Origin of the sequence: Stenotrophomonas sp. MH181796 (assembly GCF_009659995.1) — a bacterium.
Classification (GTDB): Bacteria; Pseudomonadota; Gammaproteobacteria; order Xanthomonadales; family Xanthomonadaceae; genus Stenotrophomonas; species Stenotrophomonas riyadhensis.
On the sequence record NZ_RAHU01000006.1, the window covers coordinates 36,416 to 51,262 of the forward strand.

Annotated in this window: 17 protein-coding genes; 9 read left to right on the plus strand and 8 right to left on the minus strand. The window is 63.0% G+C overall.

All coding sequences use genetic code 11. The features are described from left to right. Positions 1-30: 30 nt before the first annotated feature. The gene (locus D5301_RS15360) at positions 31-510 is read right to left on the minus strand and encodes a DUF4440 domain-containing protein (protein ID WP_153856173.1); all 480 of its coding nucleotides are present in this window, start codon (positions 508-510) and stop codon (positions 31-33) included. Positions 511-730: 220 nt separating this feature from the next. Here D5301_RS15360 and D5301_RS15365 point away from each other — a divergent pair, with 220 nt between their 5' ends. Both D5301_RS15365 and D5301_RS24065 read left to right on the plus strand, forming a co-directional pair. Beyond that, positions 731-1,549 (plus strand): alpha/beta hydrolase, encoded by an 819-nt coding sequence (locus D5301_RS15365; RefSeq protein WP_153856174.1) that lies wholly within the window; start codon positions 731-733, stop codon positions 1,547-1,549. Between the two features lie 40 nt (positions 1,550-1,589). After that, positions 1,590-1,733, plus strand: coding sequence for a hypothetical protein (locus D5301_RS24065; protein WP_194936652.1), 144 nt, complete (start codon positions 1,590-1,592; stop codon positions 1,731-1,733). Between the two features lie 122 nt (positions 1,734-1,855). On the opposite strand, the gene D5301_RS15370 is transcribed toward D5301_RS24065, so the two are convergent. Further along, entirely contained in the window at positions 1,856-2,536 is a 681-nt protein-coding gene (locus D5301_RS15370) for a hypothetical protein (protein WP_153856175.1), read from the minus strand. Between the two features lie 132 nt (positions 2,537-2,668). On the opposite strand from D5301_RS15370, the gene D5301_RS15375 reads away from it, so the two are divergent. Both D5301_RS15375 and D5301_RS15380 read left to right on the plus strand, forming a co-directional pair. After that, positions 2,669-3,328 (plus strand): hypothetical protein, encoded by a 660-nt coding sequence (locus D5301_RS15375; RefSeq protein WP_194936648.1) that lies wholly within the window; start codon positions 2,669-2,671, stop codon positions 3,326-3,328. 106 nt (positions 3,329-3,434) lie between these two features. Further along, on the plus strand, positions 3,435-4,403 hold the full coding sequence (locus tag D5301_RS15380; RefSeq protein WP_153856177.1) for a polysaccharide deacetylase family protein: 969 nt from the start codon (positions 3,435-3,437) through the stop codon (positions 4,401-4,403). A 3-nt stretch (positions 4,404-4,406) separates the two neighbouring features. Here the strand turns inward: D5301_RS15380 and D5301_RS15385 are convergent, their stop codons facing one another. Together D5301_RS15385 and D5301_RS15390 are read right to left on the minus strand one after the other, a co-directional pair. Next, on the minus strand, positions 4,407-5,249 hold the full coding sequence (locus D5301_RS15385) for an MnmC family methyltransferase (protein ID WP_324187332.1): 843 nt from the start codon (positions 5,247-5,249) through the stop codon (positions 4,407-4,409). Between the two features lie 277 nt (positions 5,250-5,526). After that, the gene (locus tag D5301_RS15390; RefSeq protein WP_153856179.1) at positions 5,527-6,960 is read right to left on the minus strand and encodes a hypothetical protein; all 1,434 of its coding nucleotides are present in this window, start codon (positions 6,958-6,960) and stop codon (positions 5,527-5,529) included. A 350-nt stretch (positions 6,961-7,310) separates the two neighbouring features. Here D5301_RS15390 and D5301_RS15395 point away from each other — a divergent pair, with 350 nt between their 5' ends. Both D5301_RS15395 and D5301_RS15400 read left to right on the plus strand, forming a co-directional pair. Continuing rightward, on the plus strand, positions 7,311-8,648 hold the full coding sequence (locus D5301_RS15395) for a hypothetical protein (protein WP_153856180.1): 1,338 nt from the start codon (positions 7,311-7,313) through the stop codon (positions 8,646-8,648). A 250-nt stretch (positions 8,649-8,898) separates the two neighbouring features. Beyond that, entirely contained in the window at positions 8,899-9,867 is a 969-nt protein-coding gene (locus D5301_RS15400) for an IS5 family transposase (RefSeq protein ID WP_153856181.1), read from the plus strand. Positions 9,868-10,047: 180 nt separating this feature from the next. Here the strand turns inward: D5301_RS15400 and D5301_RS15405 are convergent, their stop codons facing one another. Both D5301_RS15405 and D5301_RS15410 read right to left on the minus strand, forming a co-directional pair. Continuing rightward, positions 10,048-10,710 (minus strand): hypothetical protein, encoded by a 663-nt coding sequence (locus D5301_RS15405; protein WP_153856182.1) that lies wholly within the window; start codon positions 10,708-10,710, stop codon positions 10,048-10,050. A gap of 111 nt (positions 10,711-10,821) precedes the next feature. Then, the gene (locus D5301_RS15410; protein ID WP_153856183.1) at positions 10,822-11,241 is read right to left on the minus strand and encodes a hypothetical protein; all 420 of its coding nucleotides are present in this window, start codon (positions 11,239-11,241) and stop codon (positions 10,822-10,824) included. A 90-nt stretch (positions 11,242-11,331) separates the two neighbouring features. Here D5301_RS15410 and D5301_RS24485 point away from each other — a divergent pair, with 90 nt between their 5' ends. Continuing rightward, on the plus strand, positions 11,332-11,616 hold the full coding sequence (locus D5301_RS24485; protein WP_153856184.1) for a hypothetical protein: 285 nt from the start codon (positions 11,332-11,334) through the stop codon (positions 11,614-11,616). 88 nt (positions 11,617-11,704) lie between these two features. Here D5301_RS24485 and dmeF read toward each other — a convergent pair whose 3' ends face one another. After that, positions 11,705-12,679 carry a CDF family Co(II)/Ni(II) efflux transporter DmeF gene (dmeF, locus tag D5301_RS15420; RefSeq protein ID WP_153856185.1) on the minus strand — a complete coding sequence of 325 codons (975 nt, stop codon included), beginning with the start codon at positions 12,677-12,679 and terminating at the stop codon, positions 11,705-11,707. 50 nt (positions 12,680-12,729) lie between these two features. Between dmeF and D5301_RS15425 the strand changes: the two genes are divergently transcribed. Then, on the plus strand, positions 12,730-13,014 hold the full coding sequence (locus D5301_RS15425) for a metal-sensing transcriptional repressor (RefSeq protein WP_110710900.1): 285 nt from the start codon (positions 12,730-12,732) through the stop codon (positions 13,012-13,014). Between the two features lie 55 nt (positions 13,015-13,069). On the opposite strand, the gene D5301_RS15430 is transcribed toward D5301_RS15425, so the two are convergent. Further along, complete coding sequence (locus D5301_RS15430; RefSeq protein WP_110710901.1) at positions 13,070-13,441, minus strand: MerC domain-containing protein; 372 nt, start codon at positions 13,439-13,441, stop codon at positions 13,070-13,072. A gap of 69 nt (positions 13,442-13,510) precedes the next feature. Here D5301_RS15430 and D5301_RS15435 point away from each other — a divergent pair, with 69 nt between their 5' ends. Continuing rightward, a complete protein-coding gene (locus tag D5301_RS15435; protein ID WP_153856186.1) occupies positions 13,511-14,836 on the plus strand; it encodes a GTP-binding protein in 1,326 nt (441 codons plus the stop codon). The last annotated feature ends 11 nt before the right edge of the window (positions 14,837-14,847 follow it).

Genomic DNA, 14,847 nt, shown 5'->3' on the forward strand with positions numbered 1-14,847 from the left:
TGGGCTCGGCTCTACACGACGCTGCGCCGCTCAATCCGCCGGCCGATGGTCGTAGCTGATCACCCGCTCCACCTGCCACTGCCCGTCCACGCGCCGCCAGACCTGGATGAAGCGGGCCTGGCCGGTCCAATGCTCCACACCCTTCACATCGCGCTCGTGGAAGCGGTGGTCGCCGATCTCCAGCGCCCGCTCGTCGTGCAGCGGAAACACCTGCAGTGAGCTTTCCACCAGCTCACGGCGCAGATGCGTGTGGTTGGCGAGGGTGCTTTCACACAGCGCGGCCACGCTGCGGCGGAAGTCGTCGCGGTTGCTGGCGGACTTGCCGGCCTTGTCGTGGAAGAACTCCATGTCGTCGGTGGTCATCGACGCGGCCTTGTCGGCGTCACAGGCATCGAACGCGGCAGCGAACAGCTGCATGTCCGCTTGGCGGATCTGCTCGCGCAACGTGTCGGGTGCGGTCGGGGCGGCAGCCAGGCCGGCGGCCAACAGGGGCAGGGTGAGCAGCAGCATGACGAATCTCCCGGAGGTGGTCCGCGCAGGCTGGCACGATCCACCGCACTCTGCCGCCGTGTTGCGACGAAACCGGCGCTGGACACGATGGAGCGGGGATTTGGCGGTGCGGTCCACCCTTCAGCCTGTGCACGCCATGTCATAGCGCGCCTCGATTCCCTCACGGGCACCATAGGGCCGGGGTCCTAGCCTGCAACCCTGCCCTTCCACAGGAGCCCCCATGCCCACTTCCCGCATCCGCCTGCACGTTGAAGACACCGGCGGCGATGGCCGCCCGGTGATTCTGATCCATGGCTGGCCGCTGTCGGCCGATGCCTGGAAACCGCAGGTGTCGATCCTGCGCGATGCCCAGCATCGGGTCATCAGCTACGACCGCCGTGGCTTCGGGCGTTCCGACAAGCCTGCCGACGGCTACGGCTACGACTACGACACGCTGGCGGCGGACCTGGCCGCGCTGATCGAGGAGCGCGACCTGCGCGACGTGACCCTGGTCGGCTTCTCGATGGGCGGCGGTGAAGTGGCGCGCTACGTGGCCAACCACGGCCAGGACCGCCTGCACAGCGTGGTGTTCGCCGCCGCAGTTCCTCCCTGCCTGCTGCGTGGCGACAACAACCCGGAAGGTCCGCTAACCCAGGAAAAGGCCGATGAAATGCGCGGTGGCCTGGAGCAGGACCGAGAGGCCTTCTTCGATGGCTTCACCCGCGATTTCTTCAGCGCCGATGGCAAGTTGATGGTGACCGAAGACCAGCGCCAGGCGGCAATCGCGCTGTGCCACCAGTCCGACCAGACGGCTGCACTGGGCTGCATGCAGGCCTTCGCTACGACCGACTTCCGCGATGATCTGAAGAAGATCTCCGTGCCGACGCTGATCCTGCATGGCGACAGTGATGCCATCGTGCCGTTCGAAGGCTCGGGCCAGCGCACGCACCAGGCCATCGCGAGAAGCGAGGTCGTCATCCTGGAAGGTGCGCCACATGGCTGCAACACCAGCCATGCCGATCACTTCAATCTGGCATTGCTGAACTTCCTGAAGAAATAATCCTGCGGCCATGCGCGCACCCGGAACACCCCCCTGGAAAATGCCCAACCCCAAGGGCCAGAAATCGCAGCCGCTGTCGCCGGCGCAGAAAGACGCCGCACGGCAGCGGGCGGAGGAGAACGGCCGTCCGTACCCCAATCTGGTCGACAACATGTGGGCGGCGAAGCTGCCGCGTGTGTCCTGATCTATCGAGGCCGAGCGTGGGCCAGCGCTATCTGCAGAGTCGAGCCATGCTTGACTCTGTCATGACAGCCATCCACGCGTGGCGTGGACCCACTGCAACAGCCGCCGAGCCTGGGCTCGGCTCTATCGTTCGGTCAGGGGCGTCCAGCCCGATTGCAGCCAAGGTGAGATCTGGCTTTGGCGAACGATGATTGTCTCGGCCGGCACCCCCGCCAGGCGCGCAAGCTCCGCACGCAACCGCTCGGCATCCACTGGCACGGCCGAGGCAATCTGCAGCCGATCAGCCTGGTACCTCACCTGCACGGGTAGCGTGGCGCGTGCGGTGTGCTCGCCGCCGGTGCGCCCGATGGGGTAGCGCATGGCCACCGGCCGCGACAGCTGCGCGAGCACAGGCTGCCACGCCTGCAGCACGGCGGCCTGCGCGGTGGCGGGAACCTGTGCTTCCGCAATCGTGGACGGATAGCCGGAGATGCTCTCGGCCATCACCTGGAAGCGTGCACCATCGGGTACGACGAGGGCAGCAGCAATCAATGCGCACAAAGCAATGATCGCTGCGGCGAAGTTCCAGCTGCGCGGGGCGGTTGCGGGCAGGGTTGCAGTACGCAGCCCTGGCTTGCGCCGCAGCTTGCGTTCGTAGATGCGTCGATCTTTCTTGCGTAGGCTGCTGCTGTGTTCCGGCAGATTCAAGGGGACGCGCGGAAGGCGGGCGACGCGGGCCTTGATCAGGCGCGACAGCAGCATCCAGGCGAGCACGAAGATCAGCAACGGGAACAGCGTTCGCACCAGCAGATACATCGTCACCATTCCATTGCTCCATCACATGCCTGTTCGTCCCTCAGGACATCCTACCGGGACGGACCAGAGGTTGTCGCATACGCCCGCCGACAATCCGGAAGCGCTTGGTTAGGATGGACCCTTGTTGTCATGGATGAACCAATGGCCTCTACTGCTTCACGTTTCTGCCGCATCTGTGGGCCCGGGCCCATCCTGCTGGTACTGCAGATACTGGTCGTGCTGGCGGTGGCGATGGCGGTCGGCTTCTTCCACTACAGGGTGGACCTGTTGCTGGAACCAGTGGGCGAGGCCTGTGGGGGCCCGGATCCGGTGGCACGCATGCAGGTGGCTGAGCAGTTGATGGCACGTTCCAATGCGCTGCAGGGCTGGTACCCGCTGCATCTGATTCCAGTGGTCGGCGTTGGGCTGGCATTGCTGGGGGCGATGGCGATCTGCGCCTATCGCCTGCGTCGCGCGTCGGGGCGCCTGCGGCAGGCCAGCTGGGGGCTGCTGGCATTGCATGGCCTGGCCCTGGCGTTGTCACTCAGGGCGCTGCACTTGTACGAGCGTGCCTGGCTGAGCGTGGCAACGCTGTCTCCGGCAGCATGCCTGGTGGATCTTGCCGCAGACGGCAGGATGCCACTGGCCCAGGCGCAGCACGTAGTGTTCGACATCCTCACCCGCGAGCACGCGCCGCTGCTGCGCAATCCCGATGATCTGGCGATGGTGCTGGCCGCGTTGCTGCTGGTGGCCATGGTGGCGGGAGTGATGCTGTGGCGGGCGATCGTGCGCGAGCGCCGGGCGGGATCATCGGCCCCATAGGGGGAAATGTGCTGTACGCGCACTGCATCGCCAGCTGGGCCCTGAGCCGGCTGCGCATCCGCAATCGCGCTACAGTTCACGCCTCGCCCCCTGCAAGGAAGTGCTGATGCGTTGGTTGCTGCGGACTGTGCCGTTGCTGCTGTGCTCGTTGGCGGTACACGCCGCCGAGGTGGACCGCCGGATTGCGGTGACCATCGATGACCTGCCGTGGGCGCGGGTGGACCAGATCGTGCCGCCGGACCTGCAGGCGCGCCATGAGGCACTGATGGCCCAGTTGCGGCAGGCGGGTGTACCGGTGGTGGGTTTCGTCAACGAGAACAAGCTGGAGATCGATGGGCAGGTGCAGCCGGCGCGGGTGCAGATGCTGCGCGACTGGCTGGACGCCGGCTATGTGCTGGGCAACCACACGTATTCGCACATGGATCTGAACGCCAAGGGTGTGCCAGCGTTCCAGCAGGATTTCCTGCGTGGTGAAACGGTGCTGCGGCCCTTGCTGGCCGAGCGCGGACTGAAGCCGCAGTGGATGCGCCATCCCTATCTGCGTGCCGGACGCACGGCGGAAGAACGTGCGGAGATGGATGTGTTCTTCAAGGCACACGGCTACCGCGTGGCTCCGGTGACGGTCGACAACGGTGAGTGGGTGTGGGCGTTCGCCTATGCAAACGTGATGAACGAGCAGCCTGATTCGCCCGAGCGCGAAGCGACGCTGGCACAGCTGCGCAAGGGCTATGTGCCGTACATGCTGAACAAGCTGGATTACTACGAGAAGCAGTCGCAGGCGCTGCTGGGCTATGCGCTGCCACAGGTGTGGCTGATGCACGCCAATGAGCTCAACGCGGCCACGTTCGCCGGACTGGTGGCGGCGACCAAGCGCCGGGGCTATCGCTTCGTGTCACTGGACGAGGCGATGCATGACCCTGCCTATGCGCGTGGTGCCGAAGGCTACAGCGGCCGCTATGGCCCCAGCTGGCTGCACCGCTGGGCAATGGCCGAGAAGAAGCCGAAAGACTTCTATGCCGGCGAACCGGAAGTGCCGAAGTGGGTGATGAAGCTGGCGAAGGTTGACTCGGAATGAAGCTCAGCGCTTGACGGCCAGAACACCGTCCAGCGCCAGTTCGGCCTTGAAGCCGGCCTTTTCCAGACGCTTGGCCACTTCGCGCGGGACATCGCGCCCGCTGGTCAGCTTGTTCGGCGCACCGGTGTAGTGGAACAGGCGACCGCCCTTGCGGATGACGCGGGCGAGGTGGTCGTAGAACACCTGGGAGTACAGTTCGCCGGCGATGCCGAAGCGCGGCGGGTCGTGCAGGATCGCGTCGACACTGTTGCTGGCCACCTGTTCGATCTGCTGTGAGACGTCACCGTGGCTGAACTGCAGGCGGCCACCGGCGGCAGCTGAGTCTGGATCCGGCGACCACGGATTGAGCGTACGCAGCCACATCACGTCGGCGTTCTTCTCGAACGAGCGGATCTGGCCGACACCGGCCTCCAGCGCGCACGCGGCGAAGTAGCCCAGGCCGCCGCAGGTATCGAGGATGACCTTGCCTGCCGGAGCAACCAGCTCGACCTTGCGGCGTGCATCCTCGAACGGTGACAGCTTGGAGGTCGGCAGCATCTTGATGCCGTCGATCTCGAAGGTCGGTGCACCCCATTCGGTCGGCACCAGCTTGATCAACGAGCCGCTGTAGCGCGAGATCGGTGCGAAGTTCTCGCCGTCCCAGTAGTACAGCGTGCGGTCCTTCAGCTTGCCCGGCCACGGGTAGAGCTGGCCACGGAAGTGGAAGCCGTCGGCGTTCAGGGCCACGGTGTCCTGGCTCCGGCCCAGGTCGAGCGACCCCTGCCAGTCGGCAGCGCCCTTGTCATGGGCACGGCGCAGGGTGTCAGCGCTGTCGCGGGTCAGCAGGGGGCCGGTGTAATGGGGCACGGCGGGTACCGGGGCGGTTCGGGGGAGGGCATGGTACCGCAGGACCTTCGCCAGGCTACTGAGATTCCGTAGTGCAGACCCAACCGGTGGAGGGAGTTGGTAGAGATGCTGTTCCCAATGAGGGCGTCATGCCCATGGCGGCACATAATTCCTTGTGGAAGTCGCGTGCCGCTGAGGGTTGAAGATCGTAATGATAGGTCAGTACTCCTTCTTCATTTCTGATCAGAAGTTGCTGGATGCATATCACGTTCCCAGACACGCACAACGGTCGCGCCCCTCAGGTCTGCTGAATATTGAACGACTTCCCGCAGGTCGGGCATGGTGCCGCTAACCCTGCAAGGGCCGGTGGCCCCTGCCACCCGATCGCCACCGCGCCAGAATGCGTCGGCGGCGCAATACCTGGGAAAAGCATGACGCCGTGCACCGCTGTGGCGCGAACGTCTCCAGCGACGCCGGGCGACACCAGACCGGGCGGAAGTGCTGGGATCCAGTTACCGTGATTCCAGTGTGTCTTATGCTTGGCAACCGAGGCGGGGAGCGGGTGCATCGCCGTGCCAAAGACGTTGTTGTGTCCGAACGAATACACCAGTCGGGCATAGCCCGGTGCCCTTGTGGGCACAGTATTGCCTGCAAAGAAGCCGCCATGATGAGTAGCAACCACGGCGGTGAATTCTCGATCCTTAACCAAGCTGATGTACTTGTAGCTGGCGTCGCCGGGAAGCAACCAGTTTAAACCCCTCCAATCCACCATCAGGGCATTGCCGCGATTGTTGAGATTGTTCCCGGTTCCGGTGCACTGCGTAAGGGTATAGCTCCCAGACGTGCCGAACTTAAGATCGGGAAAGACCGGGGGCAACTGGAGCACCTGGGAGCCGGCAAGTAGAATTCCGTTCTGGAACGCCATGTGAGCAGGATTGACGGTGTGAGGGACAATCCAGGTGCACGTCAACAGGTCCGGGTCCAATGACGTGGCGGTGTAGTGATCCGCGTGCCAATGCGAAATGAGAACGGGCGCCGGTGATTTGTTGTTTGGGCAGGTGCAGAACTTGAGCGCAGCGGGGGTGGTCCACGCGTTCGCCCCGATGGCCCGGCCAACATCAAAGTAGAGAAGAGGCCGCCCAGTTTCACCCAGCATCACGTTGGAAGAAGCTTGACCCACGTCCAGTACGGCCATCGCGTGGGGCCGCGGAATGCTGTCAAGCACAGCGCGGAGAGCCCAGTGATCGGCATTCACGTGGGTGACTTCAGGCCTCAACCTGTTGAGGTGCTCAATCAGAGGTGGTTCGGGGAGGTGGGCAAGCCCCAAGAACCCCGTGGTTCCGGCGTCAGTAATGCTGGAATAGCTGATCGCGTCGCCAGCGGGTGTGGGACGGAACCTGAGGCCTATCCACCGCCCCACTATGGTGCCCTCCGCACGCCTGTCGGGCGGCGCGAGGTCGGTTACAACCTCAACGAGTTCGCGTTCATTGAAACCGCGCACAATGACATCGAGGTGAAACAGCGGAACCTCCTCAAAGAACCGCGATACGTACTCAGGTTCAGGCTCAACGTCCCCGTACTGCCGCCAGGAGTGAAGTGCCCATCTGTATGGGATCGCGTCAAAGGACAATCTGAGCTGACGGCGGCCGATGGTCTCCATTGACGCCAGATGCCCCAGTAGCACTCGAGGTGTGGGTGTAGGAAGAGTGTCGTCAAGAAAGTAGGGGTTCATCGTTCGGTCCTCCGTGATCGAAAGTGCTCAGGCGATGTTGCGAGCCTCGGCCAGGTCGCCGCACATCCACGCCCATGTCTGATAACACTGGCCGAAAGCGACAAGAGAACGGTTGATTGCTCGATCCACAATCATTCTTCAAGAATGTGCATGCCGACACATTGCGGGCTGTAAAGTTAGCCCCAGCTCGGCCGATAGCGTGTTGCAGGGCTGCGCCTGAGTGGGCGTCCCGGGAAGTAACTCCGTCTTGAACTACGCATGATCAGGAGATTCACATGGAAGGATTTGTTGGCCGTCAGCGTGAGGCCCAGGTGCTCGAGGATCTGCTTTCAGGATAGCCCAGCAAGGGCTTGAAGATTCAGAGCATTGAAGGTCCCAGTGGAATTGGCAAAAGTAGCGTTTTTGCCAAGGCCATGCGATCCATTGACTTGGATAGCCTGGGTTTCCTGAGGATAGAGTTGGCAGGAGCTAACCGGGGGATAGATGGCTCAACTGGCGAGTTCACTGCCGCAGCCATTGATCAGCTGGTTGGCTCGCTTGTGCGCTCTGCAGTAGGGCCGGGAATCGGGTTGAAGCCATCAGGCTACTACTTCCCGAAGACCCGTGAAGCAATTGAGGCTGTCTCTAAGATCAGGGGTGAGATCACCAAGGAGCTCTTGGAGCGCGGAGTAAACGTAAACACTGAAGGCCTCGAGGGAGTTGCCAAGCTGATAAAGTCAGGTGCATCCATCGTTCAGCGTGTCGGCATGTTCGTGCCGAAGGTCAAAGAATTTGTGGACCCTGAGGCAGTGAAGGAGGCCGCCGACGAGCTCCCCGGGGCCGCGAGTGAAATCAAGGCCTTGTCTTCAGAATCCATCCGTATCTGGGAAAGGCTCGGTATCGGTTCCGCCTCATCCCTCCGTGAGGCTGCTAAGCAAGATCCTGAAGAGGTCCTTGCGAATGCATTGGTAGCAGATCTAAAGGCGATCCTGCTGGGTGAGCACGAAGGCAAGCTCAAGCCGGGGCACGGGAAGATCAAGCGGTTGGAACGGTTGCTCTTCGTTGTGGAAGACTATGAGGCGCTTCATAAGCAGCTCGGCGGACTTCTGATCCCCAAATTCCTAAACAAGCTCAAGAGCAGCGACATCGATGCAACTTTGATCGTGCTGACGAGGTTCAAGCTCAAGGCCACAAATCCTCTCTGGAAGGACTACGAGGCGCAGCTTAGACGCGCAATTGTGCTCAAGCCCCTTGAGAAGATTGAAGTGGACGAGCTTCTGGCGGAGTTTGGCATTGTCGATACAGCCGAGAAGGAGCGCGCTTGGCTGGAGTCCTCTGGTCTTCCATACCATCTTTCGCTTTTGATCGATGAGCTCGATAGTGGTGGGCGTAGTTCTACCAGCTTGAAGGAGCTACACCAACGCGTCGTCATGTGGATGAGTCCGCGCGAGGTCTCTTGGCTCCACCAGGTTCTCTACATGGATGATCTGCAGGTGGAAGCGCTGGAGCAGGTCTTTGGTAGTGAGCAAGAGGCAAAGGACGTTCGTGACTGGTTCGAAAGTGAAGGCTCAATCCTTGATCAATCTTCCCAGAAGCTGAGAATGCTTCCATTCGTTCGATCACGTCTTTGTGAGTATCTGGAGAGCCGCGACCGAAGGAAGACAAAGGAGCTGAAGGCCCGTGCGGATGCGGTTTTCCTGGCAGATTGATCTCTGCTTTTGATCCGGGAAGATATCTCACCTTCATGTCATCGAGTGAGAGAGCAACTTGCCTCAAAGCAACAACCGGCCGTCCGTGCAATGAGGGGTTGAATACCCGCTCGCAAGATGCATTGAAGTCCTTCCATCAGTGAGGTAAAGCATAAGGGATGCTCTGAACAAATATGAGGAAAATTTCATGGTAGTGCCAGCCGCTGGCCGGCATCCTAGCAGGCCATGAAATGAAAAGTGACGGTCGATCATGCAACTGACGTTCGGTGACGCGGAGGGCCTGGGCCAGCGCAAGCAAACCCGGCGTGAGCGGTTCCTTGCTGAGATGGACCAGGTCGTGCCGTGGAAGCGCATGCTGGCACTGATCGAGCCGTACTACCCGCAGACGGGTCGTCGCGGTCGCCAGCCGTACCCTTTGGCGACAATGCTGCGTGTACATTTCCTGCAACAGTGGTACGCGCTCAACGATCCGTCCATGGAGGAGGCACTGTATGACACGGCGGTGATGCGCCGTTTCGCCGGGATCAACGGCTTGGCCCGTGTTCCTGATGGGACCACGATCCTCAACTTCCGCAGACTGCTTGAGACGCATGGGCTGGCGTCAGAAATGCTTAGCGCCGTAAATGGCCATTTGCAGCGCAAAGGCATGAGCCTGCGTGCGGGAACGATCGTGGACGCCACCATCATTCACGCGCCAAGTTCAACAAAGTACGCGGACAAGTCGCGCGATCCGGAGATGCATCAGACCCGGAAAGGCAACCAGTGGTACTTCCGCATGAAGGCGCATATCGGGGTCGATGAGTTCTCCGGACTGGTTCACCATGCGGAGTGCACGGCGGCCAACGTCGGCGACGTAACGGTCACCCACGCGCTTCTACACGGCAAGGAGGCGTGCATCCTCGGCGACAGCGGCTATACAGGCGCAGACTCGCGACCCGAACTGAAGGACTGTAAAGCCGCGTTCCTGATTGCAAAGAAGCGCGGCAAAGTGAGGGCAATCAAGAACGCGAGGGAGCGGCGTTACCAGGAGCGCGGGGTAACCTGGAAAGCCAGCCTGCGCGCGAAGGTCGAGCACCCCTTCAGAGCCATCAAGCGCCAGTTCGGATACACCAAGGTTCGCTATCGCGGCTTGGCGAAGAACGCCGCTCAGGTGCTGACCCTGTTTGCCCTGTGTAATCTGTGGATGGCACGCCGGCAGCTGATGTCGGCCCAAGGGTAAATCCGCCTGGAGGTTCCGAAAAGGAACCTCAAAACCACTTTTCAGGTATCAACTTCCTCGCCCGCCGCGGTGCTCGGTGCTGCGACTCGTGAAAATAGAGGTCCGGGCGAACTGTTCAGGGCATCCCAAGCAGCGAGGGTGGCTTGGTCACCCTCACTGCTAGGTCAAAAGGTTTTGGTATCAGTTGGCTCTGATGGAGCCACGATCGCTGGCGCAGGCGCGGGGTACACAACCTTCCATCACCGTATTCATCGTCTGTGGGGAATGAGCAAAACAGAGGACTCTTGCAGTGTGATTTCCCACAGTGTTTGGCGGGTAATACTCGCTATAGAAGGTTTGGCACCTTCCGTTGTCTATTTGCGCGCTCCCCTGGATGTTCCCACTGACTGAGCTGTTGAATCTTACGGTTCCGTAGGAAACGAAGTTCTGGCCAGCTGATACCTGTCCATTTGGTGCATAGGCGATTACATAGTCAGTACTTTTTGCGTCGCTAGCACTGTTTGGATCGATGCTTGAGCAATGCCACGCGGCGCTTCCTGGCCCCACTGTGATGGACTCGCCCTTGGCGGGGTTCATTCCAAGATCTGCGCAGGAAGCCTCGTGATATTGCTTTGTCGCTTCCGTTTGATCGTCGTAGCGATATACATATTGTCCCTTCGAGTTGCGGGTGAGGGACTGCTCCACACTGATCGTTCCCCCAATGAAGTCAGGCCATTCCGCGCTGCGGACGATTCTTGATGGGGTCTTTGCTTCGTCAGCGATTTGTCCATCAGCTGGAGCTCCGTCTCCTGCCTGAACGGATGCAGAGACAATGAACGTGAGAATCGCTATCTGCAGTTTCATTTGAGCCTCTCAGATCTGGGTGAGGCTCCATCTTCATTACTTGCCCCATTGCATTTTGGGGCGCATCAGGCAGTTCTTCGGATTTCAAACATTTCTCAATTTTGTCTGTCGCTATTGGCACTTCACCGCATACACAGGCCCAGCGCCGATCAGCATCAGCGCCATGTAGTCACTATCACTGGCCTTGCCCTTCAGCGTCGCGCCCTTGTTGAAGTGAAAGATGCCGAAGCCGCCGGCCATGCGGATCAGGGCGCTGTCGATCTGATCGGCATCATCGCGGAAGTAGCGGCTGATCTCGCTGCGGGTGGCTTTGTGCAGGGCATTCGGCTCGCGCTGCCATTGGTCGCCGCGGCTGAAGGAAACGTAGTACTGGCCACCTTCCTTTTCGACACGGAAGTCGGCCGGTTTGGGCGCGCTGGTGGCGAAGCAGCCCTGCAAGGGGTCGGCGGAGAAGGGAAGCCCGGCATCACCGCTGCAGGCGGTGATCAGCAGCAGGAGGGCACCGGGCAGCAGCAGGCGGAGCGTGCGCATGGGATGTCCCTACGGGGCAGGTGCGGCTAGTGTAGGCACTACGCGGGCGTGGCCCGTACAGGAATTCGGCAAGAACACAGGGGTTTTCGGATGGCGCAGGGCAAGGCACCTTGGTGCGGCGTGGCCAGTTGGCTGGGGATCGCTGTGGGGTGGGGGGCAGGCACGTTGGCAGCGCAGGCAGCGGTGGCTGCAGGCGGCAACGGTATGGCCGCAGGGCTGGGCGTGGGCGTGCTGGGCGCGGCGCTGGTGGGCGGAGGCCTGGCGGTGGCCTCGCGCGTGCGCGGCGAGCGCTGGCCGTGGATCGGCATCGGCGGTGCGGTGCTGAGTGCGCTGCCGCTGCTGACGTACCTGCTGCGGATGATGTTGAGGCTCTAGCGGTAGTGCCGGCCGCTGGCCGGCACCTGCAGGTTGCGTGCGGCGTTCATGGGGTTGCCGGCCAGCGGCCGGCACTACCCGGCGCGGGTCACGCGCTGCGGTGGATCTCCACCGTCACGTGCACCAGCTCTTCATGGATGGCCAGCGCGTTGCGCACGGTATCCGCATCCAGGCGGGCGTCGCTGGTGACCACGCTGGCGCTGACCGCGTACTTGCCGCGGCCGACCTGCCAGACGTGCAGGTCGGCCAGGCGTGCCGGCCACGGGCCCTGCTCGATCACTTCGCGGACTTCGGCCACCACCGGCGCGTCCATCTGCGCGTCGAGCAGGATGCGGCCGCTGTCGCGCAGCAGGCCGATCGCCCAGACCGTGACCAGTACGGCCCCGACCAGGCCCATCACCGGATCCAGCCAGGTCAGCCCCAACAGCTTGCCGCCGAGCAGTGCGACGATGGCCAGCACCGAGGTGGCGGCGTCGGCCAGCACGTGCACGTAGGCCGAGCGCAGGTTGAGGTCGTGACCGTGCGCATGGCCATGATCGTGGTGATCGTGATCATGCGCGTGGTCATGGTCGTGCCCATGCCCATGATGGTGATGCGCGTGGCCCGGGCTGTCGTGCAGCCACCAGGCACACAGCAGGTTCACGCCCAGGCCCACCGCAGCGATGACGATGGCTTCGTTGTAGTGAATGGGGGCGGGCACCCACAGCCGTTCCAGCGATTGCACGGCCATCAGCGCGGCGACGCCGAGCAGGGCGATGGCGCTGGTATAGCCGGCCAGGATCTCGATCTTCCAGGTGCCGAAGGCGAAGCGCGGGTCGTGCGCGTAGCGGCGTGCGCAGCGGTAGGCGAAGACCGAAAGGCCCAGCGCCAGTGCGTGCGAACTCATGTGCCAGCCGTCGGCGAGCACGGCCATGGAGTTGAACCACCAGCCGCCGACGATCTCCACCAGCATCATGCTGACGGTGAGCCACAGGGCGCGGCGGGTGTTGCGTTCGGCCAGCGGGTTGCCGTCGTCGAAGTGGTGTTCGTGACGACGGGCGGCGGCGAGGGCGTCCAGGTGCATGCGGAGACCAGAGGGTGGAAGGATACCCCTATAGGGTATACGATCCACTCATGGCCCATGTACACAAGCATCGAAAGCAGCTGCTGACCCGGGTGCGCCGGATCGGCGGCCAGGTGGCGGCGTTGGAGCAGGCGCTGGACACGCCCGAGGGGGAGGCAGGCGACTGCGCGGACGTGCTGGTGCAGGTCGCCGCGGTGCGCGGTGCCGCCCACAGCCTGCTGATGGAGCTGCTGCACGAGCATCTGCAGGAGCACGTGGTCGGCGCTGAAGACCCGCAGCAGCGGGCGGCGGAGGCCGAGGTACTGGTGGAGCTGCTGCGCCGCTACGGCAAGTAGGCCGGCACTACCGGGTATGTCCGGCGTTCATGGGGATGCCGGCCAGCGGCAAGCACTACCCGTGCCGGTGCCGTGCGTTCCAGACATGCGTGGCGGCCAGCAGCAGGCTGCCGGTGACGGTCATCGGCGTTTCCCAGTCGTGCGAGGGCAGTGCCAGCGCGCCGGCCAGCAGCAGACCGAGCCCGGCGCCGGCAGTGGCCCAGGCCAGTACGGGCAGCGGGTGACGGCGCTCGGCGCGCCATAGTGCGTAGCCGGTCAGCGGCAGGGCTATGGCCACGAACAGCAGGTGCACCCATTCCGCCTCGGCCCAGGTGCCGAACAGCGGCAGTGCGGCGGCAAGCAGGGGCAGCGCCAGGCAGTGCAGCAGGCACAGGCTGGACAGGGCGACCGCGCCGGCATCGAGCAGGGCGGCAGAAGGCGACTTCATCGGGGGAGGTTCCTTGCGCAACAATTGTTATACAGTAACATTTCCGTTCCGCAGCCAACCCGCTCCGACATGAACACTGTTTCCCGCGCCGACCGTCGCCTTCCGGTCACCGTGCTGTCCGGCTTCCTGGGGGCCGGCAAGACCACCCTGCTCAACCAGATCCTGCGCAACCGCGAGGGCCTGCGCGTGGCGGTCATCGTCAACGACATGAGCGAGGTCAACATCGATGCGCAGCTGGTGCGCGAAGGTGGCGCCGAACTGCGCCGCACCGAAGAGACGCTGGTGGAGTTCAGCAACGGCTGCATCTGCTGCACGCTGCGCGACGACCTGCTGCAGGAAGTACGGCGGCTGGCCGATGCCGGTCGCTATGACTACCTGCTGATCGAATCGACCGGCATCGGCGAACCGATGCCGGTGGCAGCCACCTTCGCAGTGCGCGACGAGCACGGCTTCAGCCTGAGTGACATCGCGCGGCTGGACACGATGGTGACGGTGGTCGACGGCAGCGCGTTCCTTGCCGACTTCGGCTCGACCCTGCGCCTGGCCGAACGTGGCCAGCAGGCCGGCCCGGATGACGACCGCGGCGTGGTTGATCTGCTGTGCGAGCAGGTGGAGTTCGCCGATGTGATCGTGGTCAGCAAGATTGACCAGGTGGATGACGAAGTACTGCAGGACACGCTGGCGGTGCTGCGCGGGTTGAACCGTGATGCGAAGCTGCTGCTGTCCAGTTTTGGTGACGTGCCGTTGCCCGAGCTGCTGGATACCGGCCGCTTCGATATGGAACGTGCACAACGCGCGCCGGGTTGGGTGAAGGAGCTGCGGGGTGAGCACACGCCGGAAACCGAGGAGTACGGCATCGGCAGCTTCGTCTACCGTTCGCGGCGTCCGTTCCACCCCGCGCGCTTTGCCCGCGCGCTGCAGTCGGGCATGCCCGGCGTGATCCGCAGCAAGGGCTGGTTCTGGTTGGCCAATCGGATGGACTGGGTGGGCGAGCTGAACACCGTGGGTGCAGCGACGCGCACGCAGGCGGCGGGCTTCTGGTACGCAGCGCGTGACCGCGTGCGGGCCGGGCTGGAAGACACCACGCCGCTGTTGCCGCCGACGCCGCTGCCCTACAGCGACCTCGGTTGGGCACGGCAGCAGGCCGACTGCTGGAGTGCGCCGCTGCCGGGGCTGGAGGAATTCCCGGACAGGGCCGCGCATTCGGCGATGCAGCGGCTGTGGCACCCGCTGTGGGGGGATCGGCGCCAGGAGCTGGTGGTGATCGGCGTGCACATGGACGAGCGCGCGGTGCGCGCGGAACTGGATGCGTGCCTGCTCAACGACCAGGAGCTGCGTGCGGGACCCTTGTTGTGGCAGCAGTTGCCGCAGTCGTTCCCGGCGTGGAAGCGTTGACGGTGCATTGA